Source organism: Pseudomonas sp. AD21 (genome assembly GCF_002878485.1).
Lineage (GTDB): Bacteria > Pseudomonadota > Gammaproteobacteria > Pseudomonadales > Pseudomonadaceae > Aquipseudomonas.
In genome coordinates this window covers 27,090-40,370 of sequence record NZ_NQYG01000033.1, presented here as the reverse complement: position 1 = coordinate 40,370, position 13,281 = coordinate 27,090, and the positions used below count along the sequence as shown (strand labels likewise).

The window sequence follows — 13,281 nt, the reverse complement described above, 5'->3', positions numbered from 1 at the left end:
CCTGGCTTGTTGTTGTTATTAAAGCGGGTTAAACAGAATTCGTGAGGACAGCGCTAGCTCTTTCAACACACTCATACCGCCTGTTTCAGGCCGTGCGCCTGCCACCAGACGTGCGCCTGGGCCGCCAGTTCTTCAACACTGTGGATCGAAGCATTCAGTGCCAACGTCAGCGGCTCGCCGACCGGCGATTCGAGCGTGGCGAACTGGCTTTCGATCAACGTCGCCGGCATGAAGTGGCCCGGGCGATGGGACACACGGTCGGCGGCGACTTCAGGGGTCAGCTCAAGGAACACGAAGCCCAGGCCCGGCAAGGCGCTGCGCAACACTTCACGATAACTGTGTTTAAGGGCCGAGCACGTCAGCACCGGACGCTCGCCCAGTGCATCGATACGACGCAATTCAACGCACAGGCTGTCGAGCCAGCCGGCACGGTCTTCGTCGTTCAGGGGGATCCCCGCGCTCATCTTTTCGATGTTGGCGGCCGGATGAAAAGTATCGCCTTCAATGGCAGTGGCGCCGCTCAATAGGCACAGGGCCTCGCTGACGCACGTCTTGCCGCAACCGGCAACGCCCATGATGACCAGGGCGGTGATGGGATGACTCATATAACACCTCAGCGCGCAGACAGCGCTACCTTTGCTAGCTATGACTCTAGTGCACAGGCAGAAGTTGCCGACGCCTTCTTGTCGTTTTTTTGGGTTGCAGCAGGTTTGCGCCCAACGCCAAAAAGCGAAGATCAGGCAGGACCTCGCTTACGCATTTACAGCTGCATCAGGACAGCGCTACCTTAGTGCCTTGATTTTTGTTTGGCAAGCCGTCGATGACCACCCCTAAAAACGATAAAAATACCCGCACCACCGGCCGTCCCACCCTCAATGAAGTTGCCCGCCTGGCCGGTGTCAGTCCGATTACCGCCTCTCGCGCCTTGCGTGGGGTCAGCACCGTGGCCACCGAGCTGGTGGAAAAAGTGCAGAAAGCAGCCAGTGAACTCAACTATGTGGTCAACCCTGCCGCCCGCGCTTTAGCCTCGGCGCAGAGCCATTCGGTGGTGGTGTTGGTGCCGTCGCTGTCCAACCTGTTGTTCATCGATACCCTGGAAGCCATTCATCGGGTGCTCACGCCCAAGGGCTTCGAAGTGCTGATCGGCAACTTCCACTATTCGCGTGATGAAGAAGAAAACCTGCTGCGCAACTACATGGCTTATCAGCCCCGTGGTTTGTTGCTGACCGGGTTTGATCGCACGGAAAGTTCGCGGCGGATGATCGAGGCCAGCAACATTCCCTGCGTGTACATGATGGAACTGGACAGCGCCGCCGGGGTGAACTGCGTGGGTTTCTCTCAGCTCAGCGCCGGCGAAACGGCGGCCGAGCACTTGCTCTCCCGTGGCCGCAAGCGCCTGGCCTACATCGGCGCGCAACTCGATCAGCGCACCTTGTTGCGCGGCGAGGGTTTCCGCAAAGCCCTGCAGAAGGCCGGGCGTTATGACCCGGACCTGGAAGTACTGACCCCGCGATCCTCGTCGGTGGGCCTGGGCGGTGAGTTGTTCCTGCAACTGCTGGCGGCGCATCCGGATGTCGATGCGATCTTCTTTGGTAACGACGACCTGGCGCAGGGCGCCCTGCTCGAAGCGCTGCGCAACGGGATCAAGATCCCTGATCAGGTGGCGATCCTCGGTTTCAACGACCTGCCGATGTCCGAACACATGGTGCCGCGCCTGAGCAGCATCAATACCCCGCGTGAAGCGATTGGCCGGCGGGCGGCGGAGCAGATGCTGACGTTGATGGCGGGCAACAATGTTGCACGTCCGGTGGAAGACATGGGTTTTGAACTGAAAGTCCGCGAAAGCACCTGACCTCTGAAATCCCCGTGGTGGTCACAACTGCTGGGTTGAAACCCAATCCCACAGGGGATCTGTGTCGGGTTCAGTGGCCGAGCAGGTCGACCAGGGCCAACGCGCCCTTCTGCAGTGGCTGGCTCTTGAGCCATACCGCATGCACCGGCAGCACCAGTCCGTTTTCGATGTTGCGGAAATTCAGTCGTTTCAAGCGCCCGCTGTCCAGCCACGGCTGCACCATCGACAGCGGGAAATTGCCCCAGCCCAACCCCGCCTCGACCATCTCCAGCGCCGCCTCCAGGGTGTCGGTGCGCCAGTGCGATTCGGCCACCAGTGGCCGGGTTTCGCTGATCGGCAAATCACGGCTGGCGACGAAAATCTGCCGCACGTGCACCAGGTCTTCGAGAAACAGATCCTGCCCCTGCAATAACGGACTGTCCGCCGCCAGCGTGGCGATCATCCGTTCGCTGCCGACAAACTGAAAGCGCTCCAGCACGTTCATGCTCAACCCGGCAAACGCCAGACACACGCTGACGCGGCCACTGTGCAGCATCGCCAACACGTCGTCCTGCGGCGCGGTCAGTACTTCGATGTCGAGCAGTGGATGGCGCTCGGCAATCACCTTGATCGCGGCGAGCAAGCGCCGACGGTCGATGTCCGCGACCACACCGATCGACAACTTGCTCTCCAGCCCCAACGACAACTCCACCGCATGCACTTGCAGTTGCTTGAGTTGCTCGGCAATCAGCCGCGCATGGGGCACCAGCGACAGTGCCATGGCCGTCGGCTGCGGTTCGCGATGGCTACGGTCGAACAGCGGATAACCGAGCTCCGCTTCCAGATTACCGATGCCCATGCTGACCGCCGACGGCACCCGGCCCAGCGCGCGGGCAGCCGCGGAAAACGAGCCACGTTCGATCACCGCAAGAAACAGTTCGATGCTGTCGCTGTTGAAATTCACTTCATCTACCTATCACCAAAACTGAAAGCTACTGACTTTTTCTGTCACTACGATTGAAGCTATCTTTCGCCGCCTCCGCCAGTCCCGCTGGCCATCGATTTCAAGACAGAGGCAAATCCGCATGCAAGGCGTCAAACGCAAACTGGTCTATGTGTCGCTCTACGAAGTGATCGGCATGACCTTCTCCGCCCTCGGCCTGGCGCTGCTCTCTGGCACCTCGCCCGGCAGCACCGGGCCGTTGGCGGTGATCATCACCACCATTGCCGTGACCTGGAATTTCATTTACACCACGCTGTTCGAGCACTGGGAAAGCCGCCAGACGTCGCGCACGCGCACAGTCAAACGGCGCATCGCCCACGCGGTCGGCTTTCAACTGACGCTGATCGTGTTCCTGATCCCGCTGATCGCATGGTGGATGAACATCAGTCTGGTGCAGGCATTCCTGCTGGACCTGGCGCTGATCATTTTCATCCCGTGCTACACGTTCGCCTTCAACTGGCTGTTCGATCGCCTCTTCGGCTTGCCGGCCTCGGCGCTGCCCGATTCAACCGCTGCGGCATAAATCGTTAATGGGTAAACAGTTATTGCAAGAAATCGGCGGTTTTTCCCGGCAAACCGCCGATATTCACAAGCCGTGAACTCCGATAGCAGGCTAAGCTTTTCCATCAATAAAAAATGGACCCGCCCATGACTGCTCACGCCCCTGCCGCCGCGCAACGCGATGGCATTGACCCGATACGCGCCGCCGAGATTTCCGCCCGCATCGACCGCCTCCCTGCCGTCGCCACGATCTGGCGGTTGGTGGCGCTGTTGTCGATCGGTGGTTTCTTCGAACTCTACGACCTGTTCCAGACCGCCTACATCAGCCCCGGCCTGATCCGCGACGGGATCTTCGCCACCGGCAATCAGGGCGTGTTCGGTTTCTCCGATCAGGCAGCGTTTGCTTCGGCGACCTTCCTTGGCCTGTTCCTCGGCGCCAGTCTGCTCAGCCCGTTGGCCGATCGTTTCGGCCGCCGCGCGATCTTCACCTTTGCGCTGGTCTGGTACACGGTGGCCACGGTGCTGATGGGGATTCAAAGTTCGGCGTTGGGGATCATCTGCATGCGCTTTCTGGTCGGCATCGGCCTGGGTATCGAGTTGGTGACCATCGATGCCTACCTCTCGGAACTGGTGCCCAAACGCATGCGCAGTTCGGCGTTTGCCTTCGCGTTTTTCGTGCAGTTCCTGTCAGTGCCGGCGGTGGCGTTGATGTCGTGGTGGCTGGTGCCGCAGGCGCCATTCGGTGTGTCCGGCTGGCGTTGGGTGGTATTGGCGAGTGCGGTGTTTGCGCTGTTCATCTGGTGGCTGCGCAAGCGCCTGCCGGAGTCGCCACGCTGGTTGGCGCAACATGGCCGCTTTGATGAGGCGAACCGGATTCTCGACAACATCGAAGCGCGCTGCGAGAAGGATCACGGTAAAGCGCTGGACACTCCTGAAGCCGTTCCGGTCGACGTCGAAGGCAAGGGCCGCTTCGCCGATATCTGGCAGCCGCCGTATCGCCGCCGCGCGTTGATGCTGATCGTCTTTCACGTGTTCCAGGCCATCGGCTTCTTCGGTTTCGGCAACTGGCTGCCGGCGCTGCTCTCCGGCCAAGGCGTCAGCGTCACCCACAGTTTGATGTACGCCTTCATCATCACCCTCGCCTACCCGCTCGGGCCGCTGCTGTTCGTGAAGTTCGCCAACCGTTTCGAGAACAAATGGCAGATTGTCGGCTCGGCCCTCGGCGCCATGACGTTCGGCACTTTGTTTGCGTTGCAGACCAGTGCCTTCGGCCTGATCTTCTGCGGGGTGATGATCACCTTCTGCAATGCGTGGCTAAGCTTCAGTTATCACTCGTACCAGAGCGAATTGTTCCCGACCAACATCCGTGCGCGGGCGGTGGGGTTCTGCTATTCGTTCAGCCGCCTGTCGACGGTGTTCAGCAGCCTGTTGATTGGCTTGTTCTTGGATAACTTCGGCACGCCCGGGGTGCTCGCGTTCATCGTCAGCAGCATGCTGATCGTGATGCTGACCATCGGCTGGTTCGGCCCGCGCACGCGCAACCTGGCGCTGGAGAACATCGCCCATCGCTGACGGCCGCGCGGTCATCCTCTGCCGCCTGACGGCAAGGGATGACCGCTTTGTTCCGCATGCCCGAGCAGCAACGCATTGAAATAGCGGGATTTGCCGCAAAGGCACGGTAATTGCTGCGGCAGGCCTGTCAGCAATAATTCAAAGGTCTCCATCATGATGTTGGTCAGTGCAAAACAGCAGCAACTCATCCACCTGCCCAAGCGACTGGCGGAAGATGCGACCACGACCGCCGCTGCCGGTCTGCAAAGTGGCCTGCACGGCGCCATGCTGCAATCGCTGCAGAATCAGGCCCAGTCGCAAGCCACCGATGCGACGTCCAAGGTGCAGGATTCGGCCACGCAGATCGCCACCCAACAGGTGGCCGCCGCCGCGCGCATCAGCGACAACGTCGACGAGGCGTTCGCCAAGACCCGCGTCGGTCTGCAAACCACCGATGCCACGGCTGCCAGCACCACCACCGGCACCTCGGCCACCGACGCGTTCAAGGACTACATGAGCAAGTCGCCGGAACAACGCCTGCGCGACAGTATCCTCCAGAGTATGGGCATCACCGAAGACGACATCAAAGCCATGCCGCCGGAGAAACAACTGGCCATCGGCAAAGAAATCGCCGAGCGTTTGCAGGACAAAATGAAGTTGGCGCAGGCGGACAAAGACAACGTCAATGACGTCAAGGACAGCGACAAGTTGGCGGACAAGTTTCTCGCAGCGCTGTGATTATGTGACAAGTGGATGGGGGTCACGGAGGCCTCTGTCCTGTCCCACTCCCTTCCCTCCGGCTCGCTACCTTTCATCAGAAAATCGTATCACCTGTAAGAACTGACAGTGGTGCTCGTTTGAACTGCGCGCGTTCAATAGAACGAGTGATCACACTCGTGATCACAAGACAGGATCAGGAGAGAATCATGGAAGCCAAAGCAGAAGCCAAAGCATTCACCGGTCATTGCAATTGCAAGTCCACCTACAACGGAAACCCGGTCGGAACGGACTTTAATACAGAGCGGGTTGTTTTTGATCAAAGAACTTTTCAAGCGACCATGAACACAAATTTCGTCCAGATGCTCTATGGCCCCGAGAACCTAGAACCCGGTGAACACCTTCTGACTTTTGTTCAAGATGGAGTTCCTCAGCTGGAATATTACAATGGAAACCGACGGCTCAAATTAGCTGGAACCGGGAAAGTCACCATCGGGGAGAATCTGGATACCCAAGAAGGAACGATTGACGCTAACTACCTTGATGATGTGGGGCGGTTGATTGCCTTCAAGGGTACGTTCAGTGGCAAGTACGAATTGAAGTAACAGGTGAAAGTAATAAAACAAGGGCAGTCGCTACTGCCCTTGGCTTTTAGAACATGGCCCTCGCGATTTCAGAGCATCAATTCAGCTGCAACGTTGCATTGAACTGCCCGATCGCGTCCACCACATGCCGCGATCCCTGCTGAATTTCCTGAATCACCGCCCCCGCCTCGTTCGCCAGTTCCACGCCAAGCCCGGTACGGCTCAAACTCGACTGCATGCTCGACACGGCACTCAACGACAAATCATGGTTCTTGCGCACCACATCGACGATCTCAAGTGTCGCCTGACTGGTCCGCGCCGCCAGGCTGCGCACCTCATCCGCGACCACCGCAAAACCACGCCCATGTTCACCGGCCCGCGCCGCTTCAATCGCCGCATTCAGTGCCAGCAAGTTGGTTTGATCGGCAATTCCGCGAATGGTCTGCACGATGGTGCCGATGATGTCCGACTGTTTGCTCACCGCATCGATACTCAGCGCCGCTTCGTTGAGGTCGCGGGAAATGTCCTGAATGATTTGCACGGTTTGTTGCACGACTTGTGAGCCTTTTTGCGCACAAGCGTCGTTTTGTACCGAGGTGCTATGGGCCGACTCCGCGGCGTTTTGCAGCGTGGTCATCTGGCTGGTGATGTCGCTGGCGAACTTGACCACTTTGTACAAACGGCCCTTGGCGTCAAACAGCGGGTTGTACGAGGCCTCTAGGTAGACCATCTGCCCGGACTTGTTCTTGCGTTCGAAACGGTGCGAGTGATATTCGCCGCGATTGAGCGATGCCCAGAACGCCTTGTACTGTGCCGATTCGGCTTCGGAACGGTGACAAAACATACTGTGATGGTGGCCGACGATTTCATTGAGCGAGTACTGCATCGTTCTGAGGAAGTTGTCATTGGCGCTGATCACGTTGCCTTCCGGGGTGAACTCGATCACCGCCATCGAACGACTGATCGCCGCCAGCATGCTTTCTTCTTCGTGCTCTTTGTTGACCCGTGCGGTGATGTCCGCCGCCACTTTGATCACACTTTTGACTTGTTTGTCCGGGCCATAAACCGGCATGTAACTGGCTTCGAGCCAGATCTCCTTGCCGGATTTGTTCAAGCGCAGAAACGTCCCGCTGATCGGTTCTCCCCGGGCCAGGTCGCGCCATAATCTGGCGTATTCCTCGCTGCGGTAAAACGCTTCTTCACAAAACACCCGGTGATGTTTGCCCCGCACTTCCTCGGCGCTGTAGCCCATGGTCTTGCAGAAGTTTTCGTTGGCATCCAGAACAATGCCTTCGGGCGTGAATTCGATCATCGCCATCGAGCGGCTGATCGCTTCGAGCTTGGCGTTGGCTTCGGTCAAGGCGCAGCTGAAACGCTCGATTTCCTGCAGGTCAGCCTTGTGATGTAGGTTGAACATGGTTGTATCACCTTCCGCGCGGTCTTTTGATTTGATGAAAGTTCAGATCTTTCAGAATCCACCACTACGTTCCACAGAACAGGCGCACGCATTCCTCCACGGGAGGAAGTTGTCAGGTGATAAATGACGTTTAATCGGAGAGTCCATGCAGCGACGCTCTAATCAAGACATCCTTCTCTTGATAGCCCGCGAGCGGGCCAGCCCTAACGTGCAGAAGAACTTCCATGTACCACAGGCTCCTTGTTGGTTCAGTGTCCGGTGCCTTGGGTTGCGCACTCTGGCAGCGTTGAAATCACGGCTAACAGATGACGGTCGACATAGTTAGTTACAGCTCAGCATAGCCAGCGCTATGCGGTGCGCAAGGCCACTAGTCGGCCAGTATCTGGCACTTTTTGCACAAGAATCGGTTCAGCGCGTCGTTGCGTGAGCCGTATCTGCCAGCAGATCCAACAAGGCCTGCACCGCCGGTGAGGGCGTCTGCCCCGCTGGCAGCACCAGCGAAAACACCCGTTCGATGCGTGGCGCCAGGGCAATAACCCGCAGTCCCTGCCTGTCCGCCGGCAAGGTCATTTCCGGCACCAGCGTCACGCCGAGGTTTTCCCGAACCAGGGTGAAGGCGCTGCTCCATTCGCGCACCTCGACCCGCACATCCTGCAACTGCAACCCGGCGGCGACGGCGAGGCTGCGGGCATTGGTCGAGCAACCACCGGTGGCCAGCACAAACGGCAACGCCGACAACTCTTGCAGGCTCACGCCCTGCTCGGTTCCGCGCAGCGCAAGCGGGTGCCCCGCCGGCACCACCGCCACCCAGGCATCACGGCCCAACGGCCCGGCATTGCGCTCGGGCGCCGGATTGAGCACCACGCCGACATCTACCAGACCGGCCGCCAACAGGGTTTCGACCTCGTCGTCGCTGACCTCCAGCGCCACCACTTCGATGCCCGGGTACAGGCGATTGAACTGACGCAGCAGCGGCGGCAGAAAACTCGCCAACACCATGGGGAAACTCGCCAGACGGATCGTCCCGCGCAACATCGGGCGGACGCTGTCGACAGTCTGGCGAATGGTCTCCAGCGCGCCGAGCATCAGCCGTGCCTGTTCGATCACCGGCAGGCCGATGGCGGTGGGCAGGGTCTGACGGCTTTCGCGACTGAACAGTTGCACACCGAGGGTTTCTTCCATCAACGCCAAGGCCTGGCTGGCGCCGGACTGCGTCATGCCGATCCGTTCGGCGGCGCGGGTGATGTTGCCGTGATCAGCCACAGCGACCACCAGCCGCCAATGCATCAGGTTCATCATGCCAGTAGCTGTCCTTATGGCTGCTTTCTGAAAGATTAATTTTACCGAGGGTGCGCTGCACTATGACACTGGCGCCAAATCCTCACCAGAGCGCTACCGATGAAGCTGTATTACGCCCCTCAAGCCTGTTCGCTGGCGCCGCATATTGTGCTGCGCGAACTGAAACTGCCCTTCGTGCTGATCCGCGTCGACAACCGCAGCAAGCGCACCGCCAGCGGCGAAGACTTTCTCGCGATCAATCCCAAGGGTTATGTCGCGGCCCTGCAACTGGACAACGGTGCGGTACTGACCGAAAGCCCGGCAATCCTCCAGTATCTGGCGGATCTGCAGCCGCAATCGGGGCTGGCACCAGCGCCTGGCAGTTTCGAACGGGTGCGCTTGCAAGAGTGGCTGAACTTCGTCTCGAGCGAGATCCACGGCGGCCTCGGCGCACTGTTCGACGAACGCCTGCCGGCCGAGGTGATCAAGGAGAAGTTGTTCAGGCGCTTTGCGGTGTTGGTCGCGGTGCTGGAGCAGCAGGATTATCTGCTGCCGAGTGGATTCAGCGTGGCGGATGCGCTGCTGTTTGTGGTGCTGCGTTGGGCCGGGTTGTTTGATATCGACTTGACGCAGTGGCCGGCGTTGGCGAGGTTTCAGGCGCGGATTGAGCAGCGGCCGACAGTGATCGCGGCGCTGGCGGCGGAAGCGGCGTAAGTCTTCAGATCATTCGCGAGCAGGCTCGCTCCCACATTAGATTTGTGGCGTGCACAAAACCTCTGTGGGAGCGGGCTTGCTCGCGAAAGCGGTGGTTCAAACGCCCCGGATCAAACGGTTGAAACTCAAAGCCCCGCTGTCACCCTGCTCGCCACTTCCCCCGGTCCCCCCGCCTGCCACACCTGCGGTTGATTGCGCAAAAACGCTTCGGCGACCTGACGCGGTGGCTGGCGTTTTTCGCTCATTGCGGCCAGCGTGCGGTTCAGCAGATCAATCGGCAAATCGACTTTCTCAAAGAACGTCACCAACTCCGGGTACTGCGCCTTGAACGGTGCCGACACGCCAATCGCCAGGCTCGCCGGCATCGAGCGCGTGCCCTTGGGATTCGGGTTATTGGCATCGGCCAGGGTCTTCCAGGCCTCGGCATCGAACGGCGGTTCTTCGAGTTTTACCAGTTTGAATCGGCCCAGCAGCGGCGTCGGCGACCAGTAGTAGAACAGCACCGGTTTGCCACGTTTGATCGACGACGCCACCTCGGCATCCAGCGCTGCACCAGAGCCGGTGCGGAAGTTGACGTAGCTGTCGGTCAGCGCATAGGCCTTGAGCTTCTGGCTGTTGACGATTTCCGAAGTCCAGCCAGTCGGGCTGTTGAGGAATCGTCCACGGCTCGGGTCTTCCGGGTCGCGGAACACCTCCTTGTAGCGCGGCAGGTCGGCCACCGACTTCAGCTCCGGCGCCAACGGTTTGATCCCGCGTTCAGAGTCGCCCTTGATCACGTATTCCGGCACCCACCAGCCCTCGGTCGCGCCCTTGACCGTATCGCCGAGGCCGAACACCTTGCCTTCAGCGGCCGCCTTGACCCACGCCGGACTGCGCCCGGCCCATTCCTCGCCGATCACCTGAATATCGTTTTTCGCCAGCGCCGCTTCCAGGCTGACGGTGCTGCCCGGCAGCGTATCGGTCGGGTAGCCGTAGCCTTTTTCGACGATCAGCCGCAGCACTTCGGTGATGAAACTGCCGCTCTCCCAAGTGATGTCACCGAAGTGGATCGGCGCGGTTTTCTCCGCCGCCGAAACAGCGCCGACGCTCAGGCTCAGCGCCAGCAACGAGCTGCCGAGCAGGGTTTTGATCGATCTCATGCGGACCTCTTGTCTGTCAGGATTTGATTGGCACTGTGGCGATCGCACAGGGCCTGGGAACGGCTCATGTACACGCTGACCGAACGTTGCGAGATACCCAGTTCGGCGGCGATTTGCGGGTAGGTCAGGCCATCGACCCGCGCCAGCAGAAAGGTCGAGCGAACCTTGCCGGGCAGGCGCTGCAGGCTGCGGTCGAGGCGGCTCAGGGTTTGTCGCTGTTGCGTGAGTTCTTCCGGCGAAGCGGCACACTCGGCCTCGACTTGCTGCGCATGGCGCCGCGCCAGATCGGCACGCCGCCAATGCTGATAAAGCAGGCGCTGGGCGATGGTGGTGAGCAAGGCGCGGGGTTCGCGGATGGCAGTCAGTGCGGGCGCTTCGAGCAGGCGAACGAAGGTTTCGGACGTGAGGTCTTCGGCACTCGCCGGGTCTTGCAGTTGCCGGCGCAGGTAGTTGCGCAGCCAGTGGTAATGGGCGCGGAACAGGCCTTCAACGGTGTGGCGATGCAATGGATCGGCGCCGGACATAGGGGCTCCTTGGCAAGGGGTCGCTGAATGTCCGGTGATCCGGTGGCGCGATCGTAGCAAGGCACCTTATTCGTTAAAAATACTTAAAACGAATCTTTATATTCCATAAAGAAATTAGCGCAGTTGACCATAACCCTGTGCCTGGGCCTCGCGTTGATAACCGAGCAGGACCTCATAATCACTTTCGTTGGCCGGCAATACGTGGAGCAGTCCGAGGGTGCGCGCGACGTCGGGCAACTCGTCCAGCGACTGATTCATCACCTGGAGTAGCTGTTCGATCTGCTCATCAGTGGCGGTGGCAGCGGTGATAAACGGCAACGTCGGGCTGTACGCACTGCGCGCCACGACCCGCAAGCCACTGACCTCATCCGGCGCGTATTGCGCAAGGTACGCATAGGTAACGCTGTCGATGGCCGCCAGATCGCCGCGATCCTCCCGTACCCAGCGCAGGCTCTCACGGTGCGCGCCACTGATGCCGACCGTGGCGAAGAACTGCCCGTCGCGGTGCAACGGCGCCAGACGCTGGCGCAACAGGTTCATGCCGCTGTTGGAGTCCTCACTGTTGATCACCCCGCGACTGCCGCGAAAGTCCGCCAGGGTTGTGCGCACATCATCAGCGCGACTGAGGATCATGCTGCAGTGATTGCCGGCACTGGCGTCGGGCAGTTCGTAACGTGGACGACCGACGATGCGCACCTGACCGCGTAGCAAGGTCATCAACGGGTAGCCGCAGGTTTGCGTCAGCAGCAGGCTGGGCGATAACCAGAGTTCGGGGAGTGACAGGCTTTCGGCGTTCAGGCGGCAATGGCCCAGGTGGTCGAGGATGCGCGAGATCCAGCATTCGTTGGCCGCACGAATTGGCTCGGGGGCGACATACATCAGCAGTTCGGCGTGGTGTTGGGTCATACACATTATTTCCCTGCAAATACATGACCTGTGGGAGCGGGCTTGCTCGCGAAGGGGCCGGCACATTCAACCTGGATGTCGACAGACAGATCGCCTTCGCGAGCAAGCCCGCTCCCACAAGGGTTCCGTGCTGATCTTGAGGTCAGTGATACGGATGCTGCGGACTGTCGATCGGTTTGAACCCGTTCTGCCGCCACAACTGCCCATAGCCTTGCACCAGAAAGCCGCCACTGCGCGCCACCCACTGCTCGCGGCGCATGCGATAGGCCGCAGGCAAGTCGTACCACGCCAGCCCTGGCAGATCATGATGCACCAGATGAAAGTTCAGGTTCAGAAACAGCCAGCGCCACGGCCAGCCGGCCTCGTTGAGCACGGTACGCTGCTCCGGTTGCGCGTGCGGGCGGTGTTCATAATAGGAGCGGATCATCGCAATCGTCAGTGCCGGCACACTGATCAGCAGCAAGTAGTGCCAGACCGGCAACACGCTGTAGCGTGCGACGAACCACAGCATCAACAGGGTGAACCCGCCGTGGATCAGCCACATCAGCCAGGCCTGGCGCTCGCGGTTTTTCAGACGTTGCAGTTCTTCGCTGGCCAGCGCCAGTAACGCCAGCGGCGCGCCAATCGCGAAGCGACCGAGCACGGTCTTGTTCAGCCAGTGCAGGCTCCGTTCGAACAGCGAACTGCCCTGCCAGCGCGACGCTGTCAGGTACCGGCTTTCCGGGTCGACGCCGGGCACGGTCAGGTTTTCATCGCGGTGATGCAACAGATGGCTGTCACGGTAAAGCGTGTACGGATACCACACCGCAAACGGTGCATAACCGAGGAGTTTATTAACCCCTGTCCAGCGCGTCGGATGACCGTGCAGCAACTCGTGCTGCACCGACAGCCACAGCACCAGCAACGGAATCAGCAGCAATGTACTCAAGCTGCGGCCGAGCCACTGGCTGTTGAGCACAATGGCGAACCAGCCGCCGTACACGCCGATCAGCAATAACCAGGTCGGCCATTCGGTGCGGGCGGTAAAACGTTGGCGCAGGGTTTCGATCTGTTGCCGGTGATCGGCGTCGAAGTAATGGGGCATGGCGTGGCTCGGAACGGGAATCTTCCCCTTCT

General features: G+C 59.9%; 13 protein-coding genes and 2 pseudogenes. 6 read left to right on the top strand and 9 right to left on the bottom strand.

Going from position 1 to position 13,281, the window contains the following annotated elements:
- Positions 1–71 precede the first annotated feature (71 nt).
- A complete protein-coding gene (locus tag PseAD21_RS18870) occupies positions 72–605 on the bottom strand; it encodes a gluconokinase (RefSeq protein ID WP_102356992.1) in 534 nt (177 codons plus the stop codon).
- A gap of 215 nt (positions 606–820) precedes the next feature.
- Between PseAD21_RS18870 and PseAD21_RS18865 the strand changes: the two genes are divergently transcribed.
- On the top strand, positions 821–1,852 hold the full coding sequence (locus PseAD21_RS18865; protein WP_102357027.1) for a LacI family DNA-binding transcriptional regulator: 1,032 nt from the start codon (positions 821–823) through the stop codon (positions 1,850–1,852).
- 70 nt (positions 1,853–1,922) lie between these two features.
- Here the strand turns inward: PseAD21_RS18865 and PseAD21_RS18860 are convergent, their stop codons facing one another.
- The gene (locus tag PseAD21_RS18860; RefSeq protein WP_102356991.1) at positions 1,923–2,795 is read right to left on the bottom strand and encodes a LysR family transcriptional regulator; all 873 of its coding nucleotides are present in this window, start codon (positions 2,793–2,795) and stop codon (positions 1,923–1,925) included.
- Between the two features lie 121 nt (positions 2,796–2,916).
- Between PseAD21_RS18860 and PseAD21_RS18855 the strand changes: the two genes are divergently transcribed.
- The 4 genes from PseAD21_RS18855 to PseAD21_RS18840 all read left to right on the top strand — a co-directional run bounded on the left by PseAD21_RS18855 (position 2,917) and on the right by PseAD21_RS18840 (position 6,208).
- Complete coding sequence (locus PseAD21_RS18855) at positions 2,917–3,357, top strand: PACE efflux transporter (RefSeq protein WP_102356989.1); 441 nt, start codon at positions 2,917–2,919, stop codon at positions 3,355–3,357.
- Between the two features lie 125 nt (positions 3,358–3,482).
- Positions 3,483–4,907, top strand: a complete 1,425-nt coding sequence (locus PseAD21_RS18850; RefSeq protein WP_102356988.1) for an MFS transporter — start codon at positions 3,483–3,485, stop codon at positions 4,905–4,907.
- 156 nt (positions 4,908–5,063) lie between these two features.
- On the top strand, positions 5,064–5,624 hold the full coding sequence (locus PseAD21_RS18845) for a hypothetical protein (protein ID WP_102357026.1): 561 nt from the start codon (positions 5,064–5,066) through the stop codon (positions 5,622–5,624).
- A gap of 188 nt (positions 5,625–5,812) precedes the next feature.
- The gene (locus PseAD21_RS18840) at positions 5,813–6,208 is read left to right on the top strand and encodes a hypothetical protein (RefSeq protein WP_102356986.1); all 396 of its coding nucleotides are present in this window, start codon (positions 5,813–5,815) and stop codon (positions 6,206–6,208) included.
- 76 nt (positions 6,209–6,284) lie between these two features.
- Here the strand turns inward: PseAD21_RS18840 and PseAD21_RS30345 are convergent.
- The 3 genes and pseudogenes from PseAD21_RS30345 to PseAD21_RS18830 form a co-directional block, all read right to left on the bottom strand.
- A pseudogene (locus tag PseAD21_RS30345) lies at positions 6,285–6,716 on the bottom strand (methyl-accepting chemotaxis protein); the annotation flags it as partial.
- A gap of 111 nt (positions 6,717–6,827) precedes the next feature.
- Positions 6,828–7,604 (bottom strand): annotated as a pseudogene (locus tag PseAD21_RS30340) (PAS domain-containing protein); the annotation flags it as partial.
- A 408-nt stretch (positions 7,605–8,012) separates the two neighbouring features.
- Positions 8,013–8,903: a LysR family transcriptional regulator gene (locus PseAD21_RS18830; RefSeq protein ID WP_102356984.1), complete on the bottom strand. Its 891-nt coding sequence runs from the start codon at positions 8,901–8,903 to the stop codon at positions 8,013–8,015.
- A gap of 99 nt (positions 8,904–9,002) precedes the next feature.
- On the opposite strand from PseAD21_RS18830, the gene gstA reads away from it, so the two are divergent.
- Complete coding sequence (gstA, locus tag PseAD21_RS18825; RefSeq protein WP_102356983.1) at positions 9,003–9,596, top strand: glutathione transferase GstA; 594 nt, start codon at positions 9,003–9,005, stop codon at positions 9,594–9,596.
- Positions 9,597–9,721: 125 nt separating this feature from the next.
- Here the strand turns inward: gstA and PseAD21_RS18820 are convergent, their stop codons facing one another.
- The 4 genes from PseAD21_RS18820 to PseAD21_RS18805 form a co-directional block, all read right to left on the bottom strand.
- Positions 9,722–10,735 (bottom strand): ABC transporter substrate-binding protein, encoded by a 1,014-nt coding sequence (locus PseAD21_RS18820; protein ID WP_102356982.1) that lies wholly within the window; start codon positions 10,733–10,735, stop codon positions 9,722–9,724.
- A complete protein-coding gene (locus tag PseAD21_RS18815; protein ID WP_102356981.1) occupies positions 10,732–11,259 on the bottom strand; it encodes a sigma-70 family RNA polymerase sigma factor in 528 nt (175 codons plus the stop codon). The genes PseAD21_RS18820 and PseAD21_RS18815 overlap by 4 nt, the downstream gene beginning before the upstream one ends.
- A gap of 114 nt (positions 11,260–11,373) precedes the next feature.
- Positions 11,374–12,165 (bottom strand): phosphate/phosphite/phosphonate ABC transporter substrate-binding protein, encoded by a 792-nt coding sequence (locus PseAD21_RS18810; RefSeq protein ID WP_102356980.1) that lies wholly within the window; start codon positions 12,163–12,165, stop codon positions 11,374–11,376.
- A gap of 142 nt (positions 12,166–12,307) precedes the next feature.
- Positions 12,308–13,249 carry a fatty acid desaturase gene (locus PseAD21_RS18805; protein ID WP_102356979.1) on the bottom strand — a complete coding sequence of 314 codons (942 nt, stop codon included), beginning with the start codon at positions 13,247–13,249 and terminating at the stop codon, positions 12,308–12,310.
- Between the last annotated feature and the right edge of the window lie 32 nt (positions 13,250–13,281).

Excerpts from the sequence above, each read along its gene's own strand:
- PseAD21_RS18870 (WP_102356992.1), bottom strand. The coding sequence starts at position 605 with ATGAGTCATCCCATCACCGCCCTGGTCATCATGGGCGTTGCCGGTTGC.
- PseAD21_RS18865 (WP_102357027.1), top strand. The coding sequence starts at position 821 with ATGACCACCCCTAAAAACGATAAAAATACCCGCACCACCGGCCGTCCC.
- PseAD21_RS18855 (WP_102356989.1), top strand. The coding sequence starts at position 2,917 with ATGCAAGGCGTCAAACGCAAACTGGTCTATGTGTCGCTCTACGAAGTG.
- PseAD21_RS18850 (WP_102356988.1), top strand. The coding sequence starts at position 3,483 with ATGACTGCTCACGCCCCTGCCGCCGCGCAACGCGATGGCATTGACCCG.
- PseAD21_RS18845 (WP_102357026.1), top strand. The coding sequence starts at position 5,064 with ATGTTGGTCAGTGCAAAACAGCAGCAACTCATCCACCTGCCCAAGCGA.
- PseAD21_RS18840 (WP_102356986.1), top strand. The coding sequence starts at position 5,813 with ATGGAAGCCAAAGCAGAAGCCAAAGCATTCACCGGTCATTGCAATTGC.
- PseAD21_RS18830 (WP_102356984.1), bottom strand. The coding sequence starts at position 8,903 with ATGATGAACCTGATGCATTGGCGGCTGGTGGTCGCTGTGGCTGATCAC.
- gstA (WP_102356983.1), top strand. The coding sequence starts at position 9,003 with ATGAAGCTGTATTACGCCCCTCAAGCCTGTTCGCTGGCGCCGCATATT.
- PseAD21_RS18820 (WP_102356982.1), bottom strand. The coding sequence starts at position 10,735 with ATGAGATCGATCAAAACCCTGCTCGGCAGCTCGTTGCTGGCGCTGAGC.
- PseAD21_RS18815 (WP_102356981.1), bottom strand. The coding sequence starts at position 11,259 with ATGTCCGGCGCCGATCCATTGCATCGCCACACCGTTGAAGGCCTGTTC.
- PseAD21_RS18810 (WP_102356980.1), bottom strand. The coding sequence starts at position 12,165 with ATGACCCAACACCACGCCGAACTGCTGATGTATGTCGCCCCCGAGCCA.
- PseAD21_RS18805 (WP_102356979.1), bottom strand. The coding sequence starts at position 13,249 with ATGCCCCATTACTTCGACGCCGATCACCGGCAACAGATCGAAACCCTG.